Source organism: Chryseobacterium sp. sg2396, from assembly GCF_042610505.1.
Taxonomy (GTDB): Bacteria; Bacteroidota; Bacteroidia; order Flavobacteriales; family Weeksellaceae; genus Chryseobacterium.
The window spans coordinates 24,588-44,224 of sequence record NZ_JBHGAQ010000026.1; the positions used below are offsets into that span (position 1 = coordinate 24,588).

The following is a 19,637-nucleotide window of genomic DNA, read 5'->3' on the forward strand; positions in this document are numbered from 1 at the left end:
CTGTGTTTTTTTAATTTTAATTAAATTCAATAATATTTATATTGATTTAAATATTTGTTTGAATAGTGGATTTAAATTGGTGATTAATTTATAAATTTGTTTGTTTTTAAATAAATCTAATAAATTAAATGTACTGAATGAAAAATATTTTACTGTCTCTCCTTATGGCATCCTCTTTCTTTAAAGCACAGACAAGCATTAATGTCTTTTCACAGATTGTCTTTTATGATGGTTATGCAGCTAATGTTTCTCAGCCCGTTCCTGCCAATACCATCAGGCTGGCCAATTCCAGATATACCAGAAAGCTTACCGATGCGGAACTGAACAGTTTCCAGAACAAAATCCAGATGAACGTTACCATTGGTGCCTTGTGCGATAATTATGACAGAATCGGCGGGGTGCATATCGCTTTGGTCCCTAAAGGACAGGCTTCTTATACCATGAGCGATACACAGGTGAAAAGATTTGAAGTAGGGAGATATATTACGCCTTTTATGAATAAAAATTTATCCCCAACAGAAGTTCCGTATACTTATAATGTTGATAATCTGTACCCGGTTTTCAGCAATGTTGCTTTAAGAGCAGCTTATGACATCTGGGTCGAGCTTGATGTTTTCGGGGTTCCTTATGCCGCGAATACCCAAGTGGCAGGTTGTTCTGGTAGAAATGATGTGTTTGCCGGAACATTAACTTTCGTGACGTCCAACGATCCGACGATCAATAATAATTTCAACACCATTTTGCCGCTGTTGGATTCCAATTCATTAAATAATTATAATAATACGGATGTTTCGGGCCAAACCGTTCGTCTTGTTAATTTCAACCTTACGCAGACGGCTGCCAATCCTAAATTTTTTATTGTTACGACACCGCACGGAGCCGGTACCAACGGGGAAGAATATGTAAGAAGACAGAATCTTGTTTCTCTGGATAATACGCAGGTACTAACCTTTACGCCGGGAGGAAAGTCGTGTGAGCCTTATAGAATGTACAATACACAGACTAACGGTATTTATGGAAATTATGCACAATCAACATCCTGGTGGACTTCCTGGAACAATTGGTGCCCGGGAGATGCCGTTCCGATACGAACTTTTTCGGTGACTTCTCTTTCTGCCGGAAGCCATACGATTAAATATGAAGTTCCTTCTGCTGTATTTTATAATCAGGACGGACAAATTGTATTATCGATGTATATGCAGAGCCTGGGCCAGAATCTTTCGGTAAAGGATGTTGCGACTACCGATGTTTCCATTTATCCAAACCCTACCGCAGATTATGTAACCGTTAAAGGGCAAAAAAAGGTAAAATTGATTTCGGTATTTTCAACAGATGGACGAAAACTTTTCGAAACTACGGAATCTAAAGCTGATCTGACGGCTTATCCTGCTGGGGTTTACGTGCTGGACATTATTCTGGAAGGCGGTATCCGGTTTACCCATAAGGTAATCAGGAAATAATTTTTCAAAATACAAAAAAGAGAAAGCTGTTTTAAGCTTTCTCTTTTTTTATAACAAGATTAATTTGATCTAATCGAAATTCTGAAGTTCCACAAGTTTGTGATACACGCCTCTCTTGACAATCAGGTCATGGTGGGTTCCCTGTTCCACAATATCTCCTTTTTCCATTACCACGATCCAGTCTGCTTTCTGTATAGTAGAAAGACGGTGGGCAATGACTAATGAAGTTCTGTTTTCCATCATCTTTTCTAGGGCATCCTGTACAAATCTTTCAGATTCGGTATCAAGCGCAGAAGTGGCTTCATCCAGGATCATAATCGGCGGGTTTTTTAATACGGCCCGGGCAATGGAAACCCTTTGTTTCTGGCCTCCGGAAAGCTTACCGCCATCGTCACCAATATTGGAATCGTAACCTTCGGGGAGATTCGAGATGAAAGAATCGGCATTGGCAATTTTTGCCGCTGCTATTACTTCTTCTCTTGTCGCATCAGGTTTACCCATTAAAATATTGTTGTATACGGAATCATTGAACAATACCGACTCCTGCGTAACCATTCCCAGAAGTTTACGGTATTCTTTCAGTCTTAGGTTCTTAATATTTGTGCCGTCAATTAAAACTTCACCTTCGGAAACATCATAAAATCTGGCCAACAGGTTGGCGATGGTTGTTTTTCCGCTTCCGCTCTGGCCTACAAGGGCCACGGTTTTTCCTTTCGGGATGCTCAGTGAAAAGTTTTTAAGGATGGTGTGGTCTTTATCGTAATAAAACCCGATATTGTTGAATTCGATAGACTGGTTGAGCGTGGAGATGCTTACAGGATTTGGAGCCTCATCAATTTTTACATCTGCATCCAGGATCTCAAGGACCCTTTCCAGGGAAGCCTCCCCTTTCTGTACGTTTGAAATCGATTGGGATAAACTTTTCACCGGAGGCAAAATCTGGAAGAAAATACCGAGGAATACCAGGAAATCCGCAGGCGAAATACTTTTTTCCACAATAATCTGTTTTCCTCCATACCAGGCAATAATCAGGAAAGTTACCGAACCCAGGAATTCGCTCATCGGCGAAGCCAGTTCCTTTTTTCTCCCTAAACGGATCGAACTGTTGATCCACTTCTGCATCGACTGCATAAAACGGCTGTCCATGATCTTTTCTGCACTGAAAATCTTGATGACCTTTGTCGATTTAAGAGTTTCATCAACAATGGAGAAGATATTTCCCATTTCGTTCTGCGCTTCATGGGAGTCTTTTTTAAGACTTTTTCCAATCAAAGCGATCATAGTTCCCATTACAGGTAATACCAGAAGCGAGAAAAGTGTCAGTTCGGTGCTCAGGAAAAACAAGGTAACCAGAGTGCTGATCAGCATAAACGGAGCATTAATGAGCTCCACAAGGCTTCCTAAGATATTTCCTTCTACTTCCCCGACATCATTTGACATTCGCGACATCAGGTCGCCTTTTCTGCTTTCCGTAAAGAAAGAAACCGGGAGGGCCAGGATTTTTCTGTACATGGCGCCGCGAAGGTCTTTGGTAACCCCGACACGGTAATTAATCAGTAAAAAAGATCCGAGATACCGGAACAGGTTTCTCAGTAAAAACATAAAAGCTGTAATCACGCACAGCCAGGCCAATACGTTAAGTGCACCATATTGGGTTACAAGATTCTGTACATAATAATTGGCATATTCTTTAACATAACTGAAAAAATCCAGGATTTCGCCTGAATATACCGGAGGCGAACTGTATTTTTTAGCTTCGATGGTTCCGAAAAGCATGCCCAATACCGGCAGGATGGTCCCTAAAGATGCGATCTGGAATACAGAATACATCAGGTTGAAGAATAAACTTCCGTAAATGTATTTTTGATGGGGTCTTGCGAACTTGAGTATTTTAATATATTGATTCATTCAATGAAAAAATTGGATAGCAAAATTACATAATTAAAATGATAAGACGTTTTGAATAGTGTTTTACTTTATTCAATATGTTTTAAATGTCAGGGATTTGTTACTAGGATCTTAGCATATCCCTGCAGCGACTTTTAATTTCCCTTTCAAACAAAGAAAAACCGTCAGACCGACGGTTTTATTTTTACGGTTTAAAATTTCACTTTATCATTATATTTCGGAGCAAAATTTTGTGGTGACAGTTTTTCGAGCGTTTTTCCGAAATTATTGATGATCTGCGTTAAATTGGCAAAATCAACTACATTCACATCGTCGTTCTCATGATGGTAATGGGTAGCTTTTGTCATGTCTACCGTTGAAAAGGAGTGGGCGATAATTTTCTTTTTAACAAAACTTACATTGTCTGAACGGTAAAATAACTGCTGGGCTGCGTAAGGATCAGGGTTTACCTTTAATCCGTTGACCGCATTTTTATTGAACAGTTCATCCAGGTCGGAAAATTCGTCACCGGTCATAAAAAGGGCATTTTTCCCGAATGCAGATTCTGTGGCCACCATTTCAAAATTGAAAAGGGCGGTCATGTTGTTGTAGATTTTATCCAGGTTTTTGTCGGTTGAGATCGCTCTCGATCCCAGCATTCCTTTTTCTTCCCCGTTAAAGGCAATAAAAACCATGGAAAATTCAGGACTTTTATTTTTAAAATAATCGGCGATGCCTACCAGGGTGGTAATGCCGCTGGCATCATCATCCGCTCCGTTGTAAATATTGTCTTTCGGATTATTGCTTGTTCCGATGTGATCAAAATGTCCCGAAAAGCCCAAATACTTATCCGTTTTTCCCTTTTTTATGCCACAGACATTATAAGCAGTCTTCCCTTTATAATCAAAAGGAACCAGGTAAGAATTTCCGGTACAGTATTCCAGGTTGTTTTCTTTGAAAAGTTTGGCAATGTAATTCGCTGCATTTTCATTTTCCTGGGTACCGATTTCGCGGCCTTTCATTTCGTCGGAAGCCAGTGTCGAGAGCACAGTGTTAATTCTCTCCTGCGGTACTTCCTGAGCAAAGGCTAAAACGGAAAACAAACTAAAGGTAAGGTAGGTCAGTTTTTTCATGTGGTAAATTTATGCATAATCTGTCGTAGCTTTCAGGGAAATGTTGCATTAAGATTTTAATTTCCCACAAGATACAGTATCTTATGCAGTTGAAAAGGCTGGAAGCGGGATGTTGGATGCTGGAAGTGCCTTCTGTCGATATACAGTTAAAAGTTTTTACCTATTAAATAGTCTTGTTTGCTTTTTTTTAAAGGCAGATTATATCTAAAATTTCTGATTGTTTTTCTGCCTTGTTTCATTATTAAATTGCTGAAAAAACAATTAAATAAAAGAAAATTTAAACCGATAAATATAATACAGCTATCATTTGCTGAACATAAACTGAAAGTTTACGAACGTAGTTCAGCCCTCGCGACCGAAAAATATACGTTATAAAAGCATTCCTTATCGTCGGTAGCGTTTAAAATAAAAAACAGCTCCTAAAAAGAAGCTGTTCTCACTCAAAAAATCGTTGTAAGGTTATCGAAGTCTGTCTACAGATTTCACGAGCCTTTCATCTCTTTTGATGTAAATGTTTGCTATAAACAGACAAATCATCGCTATCAATGAAAAAATCGGCTCAATACCCTTCTCAGGAAAACGGATTCCTCCGGATAAGTTTAGCAGCCAGTACGCCAATACACCAATCAACAAAGCGTTTATAATGATGCTGATGGTATTCAGCAAAATTTGTCTTTTTCTGTTTTTAAAACTAAAAACACTCAGAAGTCCAATTAAAACAAGCGCAACACATCCGATATTAACTACCGGGATACTGTCTGAAACAATCACATCCTGAGCGGTAACGAACAGGAATACTGCCGCCAGAACGGCTAAAAAAGTCCAAATAGTCTGTATTCTTTGTAACATGGAATATAAATTCCAGGCAAAAGTAGCATAAATTTTGCACAATTCAAAAATAAGTGTAGATTTGCATTATACAAATGTACTTGAAAACAAAAGTCACCTGACTTACTTTTCTTACTCACAATTAATTACATTTTTTTACATAAATATGTTTAACATCGAAACGTTAAGGTCAAAATCCGTAACGGAGCTGACTAAAATCTTAAAGGATTTGGGCGTTAAAGTGGCAAGAAACAGCACGGAAAATGATAAAATCTTTGCTATTCTTGACTTTCAGGCATCAAATCCCAAAGTGGCAAAAGAATATTTCAACACCACGGAATCCAGTGTGACCACTGAAGAAAAACCGGCAGAGAAACCAGCCAAAGCTCCTGCTAAGAAAGCGGCCCCGAGAAAAACCGCAGCCAAAACGAAGGCAGAGCCAAAAACTCAGGAAGATCCTCAGCCTATGAGAGAGGAAAAGGAGGAAGTAAAACCTGCTGCCGAAGAGCCACAACAACAGGCAGAACCCCAGGAAATCAAAACATCACCTGCAACGGCTACAGAAGAACAGACAACAGCAGCCAAGAAGAAAAGAAAAAGAGTTTCCCCGGCAAATAATGCCAATACGGAAGTACTTCAGGAAAAAACAGAAGTTCCCAATACTCCTGAAACCCAGGAATCTGCTCCTGCAGAAGAAAAGCAGAATACCAACCAGCCTCAGGTTCAGGCACGTTCCCAGAAAACACAGCACAATAATCCGCAGCACAACAACGGAAACCAGAACCGGAATCAGAATCAAAATCCCAACCAGCACAGGCAGCAACAGCAGCATGCTGAAAGGAATGACGATCAGCAACAGAACAACCAGCATCAGCACCATCAGCAGGAACAGAAAAAAGAATTCAGTTTCGACGGAATGGTAAGTATTGAAGGGGTACTGGAAATATTGCCGGATAATTATGGATTCCTTCGTTCATCGGACTTCAGTTATATTTCATCTCCGGATGACGTGTATGTTTCGACAGCACAGATCAGAAACTACAGCCTTAAAACAGGAGATACCGTAAGAGGGATTGTAAGGCTTCCGAAAGAAGGGGAGAAATATTTCTCATTGCTGAAACCTACCGAAGTTAACGGGAGAGACCTTGCCTTTATCAAAGACCGGGTTGCTTTTGAATATTTAACACCGCTTTTCCCGGAAGAAAAATTTAACCTGGCCGGAAACAATTCCACGATGTCTACGAGAATTGTCGATTTAATTGCACCAATCGGAAAAGGGCAGCGGGCTATGATCGTAGCTCAGCCGAAAACCGGTAAAACCATGTTGCTGAAAGATATCGCCAATTCCATCGCTGCAAACCATCCTGAGGTCTATATGATGGTCCTTCTGATTGACGAGCGTCCTGAAGAGGTTACCGATATGGAAAGAAGCGTGAATGCGGAAGTCATTGCCTCTACCTTCGACGAAGCAGCTGAAAAGCATGTGAAAGTTGCCAATCTTGTATTGGCAAAAGCCCAGAGAATGGTGGAATGCGGACATGATGTGGTAATTTTATTAGACTCAATTACCAGATTGGCAAGAGCCTATAATACCGTTACGCCTGCTTCCGGAAAAGTATTGTCCGGTGGGGTGGATGCCAACGCGCTTCACAAGCCGAAAAGATTCTTCGGAGCAGCAAGAAAGATTGAAGGCGGCGGTTCTTTGACGATTATTGCAACGGCACTGATCGATACAGGTTCTAAAATGGATGAAGTAATCTTTGAAGAATTCAAAGGAACCGGAAACATGGAGCTTCAGCTTGACCGTAAAATTGCCAACAGAAGAATTTATCCTGCGATTGACCTGGTAGCATCCAGCACGCGTAGAGACGATCTTCTTCTTGATGAAGTAACTTCCCAGAGGATGTGGATCCTCAGAAAATACCTTTCTGAAATGAATCCTGTGGAAGCCATGGAATTTGTAAGCAAAAACATCAGAGGAACACGTAATAACGAAGAATTCCTGATGTCGATGAATAAATAATTAATTTAATTTTGTTAAATGGAAAGCACGGACGGAAATGTCTGTGCTTTTTCGTTTTAAATAAAAAACTACTTTTAGTTTTCAGCAGCTTTCATCATTCATTTTACGACTGCAAAATTTAATTCATTCTAAATCAAATAATCAATGTTAAAGATTTATTAAAGTAATCTGCATTTTTTGATGATGGCTTAAATTATGACTAAATTTGAGTAATAACATTAAAAAATATAATTATGTCATTTGAATTACCACAACTAGGATATGCATACGATGCATTAGAGCCGACTATTGATGCCAAAACCATGGAAATCCACCATACAAAACATCACCAGGCATATGTTGACAACTTAAACAATGCCATCAAAGGAACAGACCTTGAAGGAAAAACGATAGAAGAAGTTTGCCAGACCGGAACCGATAAGCCGGCAGTAAGAAATAACGGAGGAGGACATTTCAACCATACTTTATTCTGGGAAATTTTAACGCCAAGCGGAAGCAAGGAGCCGGTAGGAAACGTAAAAGCTGCTATCGAAGCTTACGGAGGTTTTGAAAAATTCAAAACCGATTTTTCTGATGCGGCTAAAACAAGATTCGGTTCAGGATGGGCTTGGCTGGTTAAAAATTCAGACGGTTCTGTTTCAGTAACTTCGACTCCAAATCAGGATAATCCACTAATGCCGGTAGCTGATGTAAAAGGAACACCGGTTCTAGGACTTGACGTTTGGGAGCATGCTTATTATTTAAATTACCAAAACAGAAGACCTGACTACGTTACAGCATTCTTCGAAGTGGTAAACTGGGATAAAGTAGAGGAATTATTCAACAAATAATTTTTCCTGTTTTGAAACAAAAAAGGTTCAGCATTGCGCTGAACCTTTTTTGTTCTAAAACCTTGTCGTATCACTTACCGACAAGCCGGTCATCCTCAGGCCATATTTCCAATTGACATAAGCGAAAACCTGGTACAGCTTGTATTCAAACTTCAACCCGTATTTTTCTTTTGGATCATAATCAATAGATGACTCGATCACATTGCGGTACCGTCCGGAAAAATAATACGAGTTCCATTCTGCGATAAGCTGCGTATTTCTGTTCTTTAAATAAGACTCCGTATACTGGCTAACCGGCTTGGCCACTGCATTCAGGAAATAATCAAACTGGGTATCAATCACCGTAAGATCCCATTCTCCGTCTTCGTTTTTGGAAGGTTTCATTTCATTCTTTTCCTTATCGTTTTGTGGAGGCACCTGTGCTGAACAACTGAATACAAATAAGAAAACTATTAAGAGAATAATGGCATTTTTCATAAGAATAAGTTATAAAAAAAAGACACTCAAAATGAGTGCCTTAAATTTTTAGGGTTCCTTCTGGAGAACGACAAACGCCGGGAAGTGGTCGCTGTATCCTCCGGTAAACTGATCCCCGTTCCAGGACCGGAAAGGATAACCTTTATAATTTCCTTCTTTGTTTACCAGATAAGACGGTGCAAAGATTTCTGCTTTATACACGGAGTAGTCTTTTGTCACCTGATCCGAGATTAAGTTTTTAGATACGATAATCTGGTCGAATAAGTTCGGGGCATCCTGATAAGCCAGTGAAGCAACTCCTTTTTTGTACAAAGGATACATCAGGTTTAAATAAGGATTGGCATCGCTGAGGTCTTTCGGGCTCGGCTGTGCTTTGAGATAATTTTTCAGACTTGAGCTTACCGGATCGTCGTTAAAGTCGCCCATCGCAAATAATTTTGTAGAAGGGTCGGCTGCCCTTACGCTGTCCATCTGTTGCTTCAGCAAAGCGGCGGCTGCATTCCTTTTCGGTAATGAGGCGGCTTCACCACCCCTTCTTGAAGGCCAGTGGTTCATGAAGAAAGCTACTTTTTCGTTATCCAGAAATCCTGTTACCACCAAAATATCTCTTGTATATTCTCTTCTGCCGTCTTCACCGAAGACTTTCAGTTCTTTTTTCAATGAGTTGGTAGGTGTAAATCTTCTCTTCTGGTAAATAAGGGCAACATCAATTCCTCTGTAATCGTAAGAATTGTAGTGGATAATTCCGTAATCGTATTTTTTCAAGGCCGGTTCATTGATGAGATCCTGGATTACCTGTCTGTTTTCAACCTCAATAAGGCCTACCACCGCCGGAGCGGTTTTGGTATATTGTGCTCCCAATTCGGAAATTACTTTTGCCTCGTTAGCCAATTTAGCTTTGTAAACTTTTGTATTGTAATTCTTGGCACTTTTAGGGGTAAACTCTTCTGAGCCGCCTTGGTATCTTACCACTTTTTTTCCAATTAAAGCGCCGTCGCTCCAAGGTCCGTCATATTTTTCAGCTTCCAGAAACTTTACGGAATCAAGCGGAATGCTTCTGTGAAAAGCCGGATTTTTGATGTCTTTAGTCCCGTCGATATAATCTGCTGAGCGGATCGTATCCCAAAGGTTTTCAACATTCAAAAAACCTACGGTTGCTACCTTTCTCAGTTTGCCCTGCTGTTGTGAAAATGCCATTACCGAAAGAGCGATGGCAAAAAAACTCAAAAATTTCTTCATTTTCTACGAGTTATATTAATACTATTTAATCTGCAAATTTACTTTTTTTTAACTGATTCCATTTTAAATATTTGTAAACTTAAAAGATGGTAATCCTGTTTTTTATCTATAATGATTCTTAAAAGTTTGCAATGTTAAGAAAAAATAACCTTAAAAAAGTTGTAAATTATAAATTTTGACTAAATTTGTCGCCCCAACTTTTAAACTGTTGAGAATTAACAAGAAAAGTATTTAAAAAAATAAATATACTCATGATTAAAAAACTATCATTAGTCTCTTTATTTACTTTACTTCCAGCATCCTACTATTTTGCACAGACTACGGTCTCTGCCTATCTGAAGGATGCCGAAGGAAAGCCTGTTGAAAGGGCTGAAGTAGATATGAAAGGGAGTGACAATGATGTAACGGCGGACAAAATCGGATACTTCCAGTTTGTAGACCTGAAGCCGGGGCATTACCAAATTGTGATTACCAAACCGAATTACGAAACCAAAGTAATGGAGTTTGATGTGATGGACAATGAGAAGAAAAAGGATTTAGGGACAATCACCCTTTATTCTGCACTTACAAGCGCGGATCAAGGTTTAGCTATTATTGACAGTGATGGTGATGATGAAGACAGCAACAGCGGACAGGCTTCTACGGTAGGCTTATTACAGTCATCCCAGGATATTTTCAGCAGAATCGCAGCGTTTGATTTAGGGTTCTATTGGTTCCGTCCGAGAGGAATCGATGGCAGATTCGGAGAAACGATGCTAAATGGAGTTTCGATGATCAAGTCTGACAATGGTAATGTGGATTTCGGAAACTGGGGCGGTCTTAATGAAATTACAAGGTATCCTGAAATTTCAGCAAACCATTCTCCTTCAGAATATGCTTTCGGAGGAAACAGCTCGGTTGTATATAAAAATACAAAGGCCAGCGAGTATAGAAAAGGATTTCAGTTTACCCAATCTTTAACAAACAGAAACTATAGAAACAGGACCTCTTTACGATATAGCTCAGGAATGAGTAAAAGCGGATGGGCATTTACTGTGATGGGAGCAAGAAGATGGGCAAAAGAGGGGATCCAGGAAGGTACATTTTATGATGCTTACGGTGCTTATTTGGGAATTGAAAAGAAATTTAATGATAAACATTCGATGACGTTCAACTTCATCGGCGCACCTTACAGAAGATCTACAGCCAGCCCGAGTACTCAGGAAGTATACAATTACAGAGGAGTGCACTATAATTCGTATTGGGGATATCAGGACGGTGAGCAGAGAAGTGAAAGGGTAAGAAAAGGATTCCAACCAATTTTTCAGATTCAGGACTTCTGGAAAATCAATAAAAATAACAGCTTATGGACATCTGTTTCCTATCAGTTCGGAAAAGATAAAGGATCCCGTTTGGATTGGCAGAATGTTCAAAATCCATCTCCTACATATTACAGAAATTTACCTAGCTACTACGATTTCTTAGATCCCAATGCATCGGTAGTAGATCCTACGGGAGCCATGACAACGGCACAGGATGCTTTCCAGACTTCTTTGAGAGGCTGGACAAGTGGAGATCCGAATGTTACCCAGCTGAACTGGGACAGATTATATCGTAGAAACATGCAACAGCCTGCCGGAAACTATTACGGACAGACTGGAAGAAGAGCATTGTACTATCTTGTAAATGATGTAAGCGACGATAAGATCTGGAATGCAGCAACCCATTTTGTACATAATTTCAATGACAATACGAAATTTTTGTTAAACGTATCTTATCAGAATTACCGTTCTGAACAGTATAGAGAGGTAAACGATCTTCTTGGAGCTGACTTCGTATTGAATAGAGATCCTTTTGCAGCAACCAACCAACCTGGAAAATCCGGTTTATATAATCAGGGTGAAGAAAATGTAACGAAAAAGGTAGGGGATAAAATGACCTACGACTATATTTTCAGAAGACAGGAAGTGAAAGTGAACCCGGGAGTACGATTTACCACAGGGGCTTTTGATGTATTTGTATCCGCATTGGCAGGCTACTCAACTTCCAACAGAGAAGGATTATTCAATCATTATCTGTATAAGGATTCATTCGGAAAAGGAGCTGACTATAACTATTGGAACTATGGTCTGAAAGGACAGGTAGTTTACCGATTAAACGGTCGAAACTTCTTCGTATACAATGGCGCTTATTATAACCAGGCACCTTATTTGGAGGATTTATTCGTAAACCCTAGGGTAAACGGATCTGTGGCACCCAATGTAAAAAGCATGACGGTAAATGCCAATGATTTAAGCTATGTTATTTCTTCTCCTTTCCTAAAAGTAAGATTAACGGGATATCTGGTGGATACGGATAATGAAACTACGGTTCAGAGGTTCTTTGCAGACGGTATTCCGTTGAAGAGTGTGGATGCGGACGGTAACCAGACAAACGTTCAGAGCGCTTTTGTATCTCAGGTGATGACGGATGTGAAGAAAAGAAACATGGGTGTGGAAGTAGGAGTTGATGTAAAAGTTTTGCCTACATTGTCTTTACAAGGTTTGGCAAGTCTTGGACAGTATACTTACAAAAATGACCCAAGAACTTATTTCGCTTCAGATGCTGTAGGCGTATTCGGAAACGGCCTTCCTTATGTTGATCTTGGTAAAGCTTATATTACCAATTACCGTCAGGGAGGAACCCCTCAGCAGGCTTATTCTGTGGGATTCCGTTACAATAACCCTAAATACTGGTGGATAGGAGCCAACTGGAATTATTTCGATGAAAACTATCTGGATCCTGCTGCATTGGTAAGAACGGAGTCATTCGTACAGAACGATGTTACCGGAACACCTTATGCCGGATTAACGGAAGCGGATCTGAGAAAAGTTCTTGCGCCGAACAGGCTACCTTCCTCATTTTTCCTGAATGCTAACGCAGGAAAATCATGGGTGATCGGTAAATATTACGTTTTAATTTCTGCAACGGTAAACAATATCTTAGATAACAGAAAATATATTACAGGAGGTTTTGAACAGACAAGAAATGCCGTGTATCCTACCTTCGCAGAAGATTTGAACAGAGAGTATACTTTGTTTGCACCTAAATACTGGTACACACAGGGAAGATCATATTTCGTAAATTTACAGTTTAGATTCTAATAATCAATACGCTAACTATCCTAAAAATTATAAAAATGACAATAAAGAAATACTTAAGTTTGGTAACGGGAGTTGCATTTGCAGCAATTTCTATTACATCTTGCGTTCAGAAAGACGAATGGGAAACACCACCGATCAAATGTGAGAACAAGTTCGCTGCCCCTACCATGACCATGGCAGCATTTAAAGCACAGGCACCTTCTACTGGGTATGTGTTAATTTCAAACGACCAGATTTTTGATGGCTATGTGGTTTCTTCAGATGAGAACGGAAACTTCTATAAAACGATTTCTTTCCAGGATAAACCTGAAAACCCGACTGCCGGTTTACAGATTGAAGTAGACAGATCCAGCAACTATGCGGACTTCCCTGTAGGAGCACACATCAGAATCAATGCAAAAGGTCTTCGGTTAGGTCTGGATAGAGGTACCGTAAAAATAGGTTCCGTAGATCCTACGTATGCTATCGGAAGAATTCCTGCATCGCTTTTAAGCAGATATGTTTCGGGGGTTTGTAACGGTAACGGACTTGAAATAGTAGCACTTAAGCCTCTGGAATTGCCTAATCTTGCCGCTGCAAAGAGCGACCAGTATATCAATACTCTTGTGAAGGTTTCCAATACACAGTTTACAATCGGAGATATTTATCCTAATCCTAAAACATTTATCGACTATGTTGCTGGAGCGGGGGTAGATACAGACAGAACACTGGAAGATGCTTCAGGAAATACAGTTACCTTAAGAAACTCAGGATTCTTTGCTGAAGGTTCTTCATTGCTTCCTACAGGAAATGGGGATATTACTTTTGTGGTAAGCCGCTATAATTCAACATGGCAGATGCTGATCAGAAATACGAAAGATATCAACTTCAAAGGAGCAAGAGTAGATGCTACACCACCGAAAGGAGGTACAGCCATCACTTATTCAGGTTCTTTCCTTGAAAATTTTGAAAGCTATCCGACCTCGCCAACTAATCTTGAAGTATATCCTAAATATGTAAACGATGCACTTTTAGGAAACAGATACTGGCAGCTGAAGACCTTTAACAATAACAAATACATTCAGTTGGGGGCAAACTCAGGAACAGGTCCTTATGTAACGTATTTCGCAGTACCGGTAGATTTTACTGCTGCAAATACCCTGAAATTCGATGTTAATGTTGGATTCTGGAATGGTAATGCTTTAAAAGTATATTATACAACCAACTATACGCCGCTTGGGGATATTACCCAGGCTACGAAAATAGATATCACTTCGGCATTCACGATTCCACAGACGCCTGTAAGCGGCTACGGAACTTTAACACCTGCCGGAACCTACAGCTTCCCGACCTCATTAACAGGTAACGGATTTATCTTATTCGAATACACCGGAAATGGAAGTGGAGTTACCACTACGGTTCAGTTAGATAATATTCAGGTTCAATAATGAATTTGAATATCCAAAATAGGAAGGCTGCCTTTAAAGGGCAGTCTTTTTGTTTAGATAGCAGGTCATCCTTGTTAAGACGAATCAGGCGTAGGTATTCTTAATCTCTTAAAAGGTTTCAAAACCTTGAAGGTTTGGTTTATTTTATAATTTATAAAGGATGTATAAAATGATCCTAAGCTGATCCTGCATGGATCATCTTTAGCCTGATATTATGATGTCGGTTAAATTTTGGCTGTAGTCCATTAAACTGGTATTAATTATATGAATAGATAATGTATTTTTCACAAAAAAACCACCGCAACTGCAGTGGTTTTAGCTAATTTAAACGTTCTTTAAAAAGATACTTCGTTCACTTCTTTTCCGCGCTGGAAATTCATCGTTTTCTGGCTTCCTTTGTAAGCGATATTAACGAGGTTAATCTGCTTGGGAAAAGTACTCAGAAGTATGGTGTTTTTTATTCTTAAGGTACTGATGTCCGAAACGCCTCCCGTTTCAAAATAGACCCATACTGTTTCTCCGCTTACCTGACTTCCCGTGAAAGTAATGGTTTTGGGAACTCCGTTGACGTACACATCAAAATTGTTGTTTACATACTTTTTAACTTCTGCTTCAAATCCAGCCGTATTCGGATTGATTTTTATGGCATCGGAAATATGATTTGTATTCATCTTTGTCGTGAACTTCAATGTTTTGCTTCCGTCTATATAATCCACCTTGGTCATTGAAGAGAAAAAGTCTACATACGTGAAACTCATTAACAATAAGCATGTTAATAATCCTGATATAGATAAAACTTTTTTCATCTTATAAAATAAATTTGTACTCATGGTTTATCTCTTTTAATCACAAATAATATGCCAACTAGAAATTGACATTTACAGAGTATTTATCGTAAAATGCTTTGATGTGTGCTACTGCTTCATCTGCCGTATCTACCACGCGGTACAGGTCGAGATCTTCTTCATGGATCATCTTTTCTTTCAGCAGCGTGGCTTTAAACCAATCCAGCAATCCGCTCCAAAAGTCAGAGCCGACCAGGACGATAGGGAATTTTCCGATTTTATTCGTCTGGATCAATGTCAATGCTTCCGTCAGCTCATCCAGCGTACCGAATCCTCCGGGCATTACCACAAATCCCTGCGAATATTTCACAAACATTACTTTTCGTACAAAAAAGTAATCGAAGTTCATGGAATATGATCTGTTGATGTACGGATTAAAATGCTGTTCAAAAGGAAGGTCTATATTGAGTCCGATGGATTTCCCTTTTGCATTAAAAGCACCTTTGTTTCCTGCTTCCATAATACCGGGTCCGCCGCCGGTAATGATCCCGAAACCAATTTTGGTGATTTTTTCTGCGATTTCAACCGCCATTTTGTAATATTTGCTGTCCGGCTGCAGCCTGGCTGATCCGAATATGGAAACGCACGGGCCGATCTTCGCAAGCTTTTCATAGCCATCTACGAATTCTGCCATCACCTTGAAAACCATCCAGCTGTCTTTGGTTACGGTTTCGTCCCAGGTCTTTTGTTTCAGGCTGTTGTGCAGCCTGGTTTCGTTAACATCAAATTCGGGATTGATCAAGCTTTCATCCCGGGTTCCTTCTATTCCCATTGCAAATTATTTAAAATATTTTTCGGCTTCTGTTACGGATTCCGGTCTGCCTACATCAATCAGCACGCTGTTATGCACAAAACCGTGAATATGTTCTGTTTGCATCAAATCCAGATATTCCTCCATTACAGAAAACTTGCCCGTTCTTTTTATCTTTTCAAAGATAACCGGATTAATACAGTGAACGCCGCTGAAAGCCAAAGGCTTAAATCCTTTATTGAATTCGGCCAGCCTTTGTTCGCCGGTTTGTACATTCAGCCAGCCACGCAACACCAGATCGTCATTAAACAGTAATTTTCTCGAACTTTCTCTATCCGAAACGGCTAAAGTAGCAAAATCTTTTATCTTTTTATGGTATTCCACAAAATCCGTGATGTTGATGTCGGTAAGGATATCCGCATTCATAATGAGGAAATCTTCGCCGTGATCGAGAAACTTTCTGGCAAAAATCAAGCCGCCTCCCGTTTCCAGCAGTTCTTCGGATTCATCAGAGATTTCTATTTTGCATCCGAAATTATCATTTTGCTTTAAAAAATCAACAATCTGATTTCCGAAATGATGAACGTTGATCACAAAATCCCGGATTCCGAAATTTTTCAGGTAGGTAATATTTCTTTCCAGCAACGGAATTCCATTCACTTTAGCCAATGCCTTCGGGTGATGATCGGTAAAGGGTTTCAGCCGGGTTCCTTTTCCTGCTGCAAAAATAAGTGCCTTCATTTTTTATAATTGATAAGTGATGAATGATGATTGATAATGATAAGAGTTTTTAAAATCATTTATCATTCATGAATTCAGTTGGTGCTGTTCGTCATGGTGAAGACTGATTTCCACTTGGTCACCGTATTTTTCTTCGATGAAACGGGCGATCTTGATGGCAGAATATACCGATCGGTGCTGTCCGCCCGTACATCCGAAGTTGATCTGTAGGTTTTCAAAGCCTCTATCCAGGTAATTGTCGATGTTGATGGAGACCAGACTTTTAATCAGTTCCAAAAACTTAGGCATATCGGTTTTGGTTTCCAGGTATTCCTGAACGCCAATATCGTTGCCGGTCTGAATCTTATATTCTTCCACTCTTCCGGGGTTGAGAATTCCGCGGCAGTCAAATGTAAAGCCGCCGCCGTTCCCTGTTTCGTCTTTCGGTATTCCGCCTTTCTTGTAGGAAAAGCTATGTATGTCGATGTGTAGCATATTTTTAATTTGTTATTTAAACTGTTAAACCGTAGTTTTTTTCTGCATTGGTTTTGATTGGCATCTTTGTCGTTGACTGCATCAAAATAATATTCATCAATTGTAAGAAGATATCTTCGTTGAAGTCTCGGCCAAATCTTTCCATTGCTTTTACAATATTCTGCTGAGATTTCTGTAAGACGACAAGTTTATATTTATTCAATTTTATACGTAAACTATCTTAACGGTTTTAACATTTCTTCTATTTTAATCTTTGTCTTTTCCAGATTCAACTGTTTAATAACTTTTTGAAGTTCCGGATATTCTTTCATCTGTTCCCAGGTTTCTGCAAATTCTGTCAGATTTTGTATTCCTTTTTCAAGGCTTGCTATAAAATGTGGTTTCCTTTGGATGAGTCCCCGGAATCCGTAAGCACCCATTACCTGCAAGAATCTCATCAATTGGATGGGTTTTACCGAAGTTTTTAGTTGATTTGTAACAGTCTCATCTTTAAACTGATTGATGTAAAATTCCAGCATTTCATTCTTGAAATCTTCAGGGAAGTTAGCTTTTGCCTGGAAAAGAAAAGATATTACATCATACATCAACGGACCATTCATTGCCGACTGGTAATCGATAAAGGAAACTTCATCTTTTTCGTTCACCATAATATTCCGGGCCTGGAAATCACGGATCATCAGTCCTTTCGGATTCAGGCTTTCGATGAGGCTGACTATGCTCCTGAATTCTTTTAACAGTATAGATTTTTGGTATTCCAGCTCCAGGACATCTGCCACGAAATTTTTAAAGTAGTAAAGATCATGGGTTACCGGAAGCTCATCGTATCTTTCATATTCAAAAGTCCGGGTAAAATCGATCTTGTCTTTTGTTAAAATCTGTAGCTGATACAGTTTTTCCAGCGTTTGCCGGGCTAAAAATTTTACCCGGTCTGAAAGTCCTTCGCGGGCAATAATTCCGGAAAGCGTCTGTTCTCCCAGAAATTCCTGGATATACATACCCCGGTCTTCGGAAACGGCGAAAATTTCGGGGGTATTCAGTTGTAAACGGGAAAAAACATCTGAGTAATACAGGAAACTCTCATTCTCCAGGATATTTTCATTGTAAGTAACAATGTATTTTTTATTTCCGGCTACTGCCAGAAAATTGACCCTTGCAGAACCGCTTTGAGCCAGAGTAATGAATTCAGAAGATGGTATTTCTGTATAATTTTCAAAAAATCGTTGTACGTAATCAGAAATCATAGGCGAAACAAATATAGTAATTTACGGTTAATTTCTATCTTTGCAGTATGTTAAAGGACTTCAAACCTGTTTTGGGCATTTTGCTGCGCTTCATCATCATTTATCTGGTGTTGCTTCTTACTTATCAGTTCTTCCTGAACCGTTTTGAGAGCAGCGGCCTTGATCCTTTTTCCAGGATGATCGCGGAGCAGGTAAGCGGTCTTCAGAATGCTATTGGCTTCCCTACGCAGCTGTACGATGATATAAAAGGCGAACAGGTGTGGTTTTACGTGAAACAGGAATATGTAACCCGTATGGTGGAAGGATGCAATGCGATTTCCGTGATGATTCTTTTTGTGGCTTTTGTTTTTGCTTTCTATAAAGGGTCCAAAACATTTGTTTTCGTATTAACAGGCCTCATCCTCCTGTACGTGATGAATCTGCTCAGAATCGTAGGTTTGAATATTGTTGTGTCAGACTACAAACAATACGGTAAAATTTCACATGATTTTATTTTTCCTGCCATCATCTACGGAACGGTAGTCGTGCTGTGGCTCATCTGGATTAAATTTTTTGCTTTGAGAAAATGAAAGTGCTCAGCTGGTTTTTAGTGGTCCTTGGGGTATTGGGATTAATTGGCATTAGGATATTGGAAGACCGTCTTTTTTATGATCCTTTCTTGAATTACTTCCATGAAGCCCAGAAGAACATTCCGTTTCCGCCTTTTGAATGGGGAAAATTAATTGCCGGACATCTTTTCAGGTTTGTCTTAAATCTTTTTTTCTCCTGCCTGGTTATTCATTTCTGGTTTAAAAACAGACAGTGGACGATTCAGGGAGCTCTTTTAATAACGATTATTTTTCTAATTACTTTTCCGATTTATCTTTACTGTATTTACGACCGGTTTGAAACCGGATACCTTTTCTCTTTCTATATGAGGCGGTTCGTAATTCAGCCATTGATTCTGCTGCTGATTATCCCGATGTTTTATTACAGAAAGCATTTGGATAAAAAATAAATGATATTATTATTCCGCGGTGTGCTTCTCGGTATTCGTTACGTTTTCCGGGGTCCAGGTTACTCTTTTTTCAAAATCTTTTTCGCGGACCGGGCATTCTGCGATTTGACAGATCGGGCATGAAATAGGTTTGCAGTCATCCATGTGAAAATTGAATTCGAT

17 protein-coding genes are annotated in these 19,637 nt (G+C 39.5%); 7 read left to right on the forward strand and 10 right to left on the reverse strand.

Annotated features, from left to right (window positions below; genetic code table 11):
- Positions 1-137: 137 nt before the first annotated feature.
- A complete protein-coding gene (locus tag ACED20_RS19470) occupies positions 138-1,460 on the forward strand; it encodes a peptide-N-glycosidase F-related protein (RefSeq protein WP_378106427.1) in 1,323 nt (440 codons plus the stop codon).
- Positions 1,461-1,529: 69 nt separating this feature from the next.
- On the opposite strand, the gene ACED20_RS19475 is transcribed toward ACED20_RS19470, so the two are convergent.
- From ACED20_RS19475 to ACED20_RS19485, 3 genes are all read right to left on the reverse strand, one after another.
- Entirely contained in the window at positions 1,530-3,368 is a 1,839-nt protein-coding gene (locus ACED20_RS19475) for an ABC transporter ATP-binding protein (protein ID WP_294306933.1), read from the reverse strand.
- Positions 3,369-3,559: 191 nt separating this feature from the next.
- On the reverse strand, positions 3,560-4,480 hold the full coding sequence (locus ACED20_RS19480) for a M28 family peptidase (RefSeq protein ID WP_294239164.1): 921 nt from the start codon (positions 4,478-4,480) through the stop codon (positions 3,560-3,562).
- Between the two features lie 459 nt (positions 4,481-4,939).
- Positions 4,940-5,329 (reverse strand): DUF4293 family protein, encoded by a 390-nt coding sequence (locus ACED20_RS19485; protein ID WP_294239167.1) that lies wholly within the window; start codon positions 5,327-5,329, stop codon positions 4,940-4,942.
- A gap of 145 nt (positions 5,330-5,474) precedes the next feature.
- On the opposite strand from ACED20_RS19485, the gene rho reads away from it, so the two are divergent.
- Together rho and ACED20_RS19495 are read left to right on the forward strand one after the other, a co-directional pair.
- On the forward strand, positions 5,475-7,331 hold the full coding sequence (gene rho, locus ACED20_RS19490) for a transcription termination factor Rho (RefSeq protein WP_378106430.1): 1,857 nt from the start codon (positions 5,475-5,477) through the stop codon (positions 7,329-7,331).
- 233 nt (positions 7,332-7,564) lie between these two features.
- Positions 7,565-8,161, forward strand: coding sequence for a superoxide dismutase (locus tag ACED20_RS19495; protein WP_378106432.1), 597 nt, complete (start codon positions 7,565-7,567; stop codon positions 8,159-8,161).
- Between the two features lie 54 nt (positions 8,162-8,215).
- Here the strand turns inward: ACED20_RS19495 and ACED20_RS19500 are convergent, their stop codons facing one another.
- Together ACED20_RS19500 and ACED20_RS19505 are read right to left on the reverse strand one after the other, a co-directional pair.
- On the reverse strand, positions 8,216-8,638 hold the full coding sequence (locus tag ACED20_RS19500) for a DUF6146 family protein (protein ID WP_378106434.1): 423 nt from the start codon (positions 8,636-8,638) through the stop codon (positions 8,216-8,218).
- A 48-nt stretch (positions 8,639-8,686) separates the two neighbouring features.
- On the reverse strand, positions 8,687-9,877 hold the full coding sequence (locus ACED20_RS19505) for an endonuclease/exonuclease/phosphatase family protein (RefSeq protein ID WP_288376109.1): 1,191 nt from the start codon (positions 9,875-9,877) through the stop codon (positions 8,687-8,689).
- A 251-nt stretch (positions 9,878-10,128) separates the two neighbouring features.
- On the opposite strand from ACED20_RS19505, the gene ACED20_RS19510 reads away from it, so the two are divergent.
- A complete protein-coding gene (locus ACED20_RS19510) occupies positions 10,129-12,999 on the forward strand; it encodes a carboxypeptidase regulatory-like domain-containing protein (protein ID WP_378106436.1) in 2,871 nt (956 codons plus the stop codon).
- A gap of 35 nt (positions 13,000-13,034) precedes the next feature.
- On the forward strand, positions 13,035-14,426 hold the full coding sequence (locus tag ACED20_RS19515) for a DUF5689 domain-containing protein (protein ID WP_294239181.1): 1,392 nt from the start codon (positions 13,035-13,037) through the stop codon (positions 14,424-14,426).
- Between the two features lie 335 nt (positions 14,427-14,761).
- Here ACED20_RS19515 and ACED20_RS19520 read toward each other — a convergent pair whose 3' ends face one another.
- The 5 genes from ACED20_RS19520 to ACED20_RS19540 all read right to left on the reverse strand — a co-directional run bounded on the left by ACED20_RS19520 (position 14,762) and on the right by ACED20_RS19540 (position 18,478).
- A complete protein-coding gene (locus ACED20_RS19520; RefSeq protein ID WP_294199027.1) occupies positions 14,762-15,232 on the reverse strand; it encodes a DUF6702 family protein in 471 nt (156 codons plus the stop codon).
- Positions 15,233-15,290: 58 nt separating this feature from the next.
- A complete protein-coding gene (locus ACED20_RS19525) occupies positions 15,291-16,043 on the reverse strand; it encodes a TIGR00730 family Rossman fold protein (protein ID WP_345767004.1) in 753 nt (250 codons plus the stop codon).
- Between the two features lie 6 nt (positions 16,044-16,049).
- On the reverse strand, positions 16,050-16,763 hold the full coding sequence (locus ACED20_RS19530) for a nucleotidyltransferase family protein (protein WP_294223482.1): 714 nt from the start codon (positions 16,761-16,763) through the stop codon (positions 16,050-16,052).
- A 66-nt stretch (positions 16,764-16,829) separates the two neighbouring features.
- A complete protein-coding gene (locus tag ACED20_RS19535; RefSeq protein WP_294233980.1) occupies positions 16,830-17,237 on the reverse strand; it encodes an RNase adapter RapZ in 408 nt (135 codons plus the stop codon).
- Positions 17,238-17,452: 215 nt separating this feature from the next.
- A complete protein-coding gene (locus tag ACED20_RS19540) occupies positions 17,453-18,478 on the reverse strand; it encodes a phosphotransferase (protein ID WP_345767005.1) in 1,026 nt (341 codons plus the stop codon).
- A gap of 47 nt (positions 18,479-18,525) precedes the next feature.
- Here ACED20_RS19540 and xrtF point away from each other — a divergent pair, with 47 nt between their 5' ends.
- Together xrtF and ACED20_RS19550 are read left to right on the forward strand one after the other, a co-directional pair.
- Positions 18,526-19,047, forward strand: a complete 522-nt coding sequence (gene xrtF, locus ACED20_RS19545; RefSeq protein ID WP_345767006.1) for an exosortase family protein XrtF — start codon at positions 18,526-18,528, stop codon at positions 19,045-19,047.
- A complete protein-coding gene (locus ACED20_RS19550) occupies positions 19,044-19,475 on the forward strand; it encodes an exosortase F system-associated protein (RefSeq protein ID WP_378106441.1) in 432 nt (143 codons plus the stop codon). The genes xrtF and ACED20_RS19550 overlap by 4 nt, the downstream gene beginning before the upstream one ends.
- The last annotated feature ends 162 nt before the right edge of the window (positions 19,476-19,637 follow it).

Bases quoted from the DNA above. Each gene is read 5' to 3' on its own strand.
- ACED20_RS19470 (WP_378106427.1), top strand. From the start codon at position 138: ATGAAAAATATTTTACTGTCTCTCCTTATGGCATCCTCTTTCTTTAAA.
- ACED20_RS19475 (WP_294306933.1), bottom strand. From the start codon at position 3,368: ATGAATCAATATATTAAAATACTCAAGTTCGCAAGACCCCATCAAAAA.
- ACED20_RS19480 (WP_294239164.1), bottom strand. From the start codon at position 4,480: ATGAAAAAACTGACCTACCTTACCTTTAGTTTGTTTTCCGTTTTAGCC.
- ACED20_RS19485 (WP_294239167.1), bottom strand. From the start codon at position 5,329: ATGTTACAAAGAATACAGACTATTTGGACTTTTTTAGCCGTTCTGGCG.
- rho (WP_378106430.1), top strand. From the start codon at position 5,475: ATGTTTAACATCGAAACGTTAAGGTCAAAATCCGTAACGGAGCTGACT.
- ACED20_RS19495 (WP_378106432.1), top strand. From the start codon at position 7,565: ATGTCATTTGAATTACCACAACTAGGATATGCATACGATGCATTAGAG.
- ACED20_RS19500 (WP_378106434.1), bottom strand. From the start codon at position 8,638: ATGAAAAATGCCATTATTCTCTTAATAGTTTTCTTATTTGTATTCAGT.
- ACED20_RS19505 (WP_288376109.1), bottom strand. From the start codon at position 9,877: ATGAAGAAATTTTTGAGTTTTTTTGCCATCGCTCTTTCGGTAATGGCA.
- ACED20_RS19510 (WP_378106436.1), top strand. From the start codon at position 10,129: ATGATTAAAAAACTATCATTAGTCTCTTTATTTACTTTACTTCCAGCA.
- ACED20_RS19515 (WP_294239181.1), top strand. From the start codon at position 13,035: ATGACAATAAAGAAATACTTAAGTTTGGTAACGGGAGTTGCATTTGCA.
- ACED20_RS19520 (WP_294199027.1), bottom strand. From the start codon at position 15,232: ATGAAAAAAGTTTTATCTATATCAGGATTATTAACATGCTTATTGTTA.
- ACED20_RS19525 (WP_345767004.1), bottom strand. From the start codon at position 16,043: ATGGGAATAGAAGGAACCCGGGATGAAAGCTTGATCAATCCCGAATTT.
- ACED20_RS19530 (WP_294223482.1), bottom strand. From the start codon at position 16,763: ATGAAGGCACTTATTTTTGCAGCAGGAAAAGGAACCCGGCTGAAACCC.
- ACED20_RS19535 (WP_294233980.1), bottom strand. From the start codon at position 17,237: ATGCTACACATCGACATACATAGCTTTTCCTACAAGAAAGGCGGAATA.
- ACED20_RS19540 (WP_345767005.1), bottom strand. From the start codon at position 18,478: ATGATTTCTGATTACGTACAACGATTTTTTGAAAATTATACAGAAATA.
- xrtF (WP_345767006.1), top strand. From the start codon at position 18,526: ATGTTAAAGGACTTCAAACCTGTTTTGGGCATTTTGCTGCGCTTCATC.
- ACED20_RS19550 (WP_378106441.1), top strand. From the start codon at position 19,044: ATGAAAGTGCTCAGCTGGTTTTTAGTGGTCCTTGGGGTATTGGGATTA.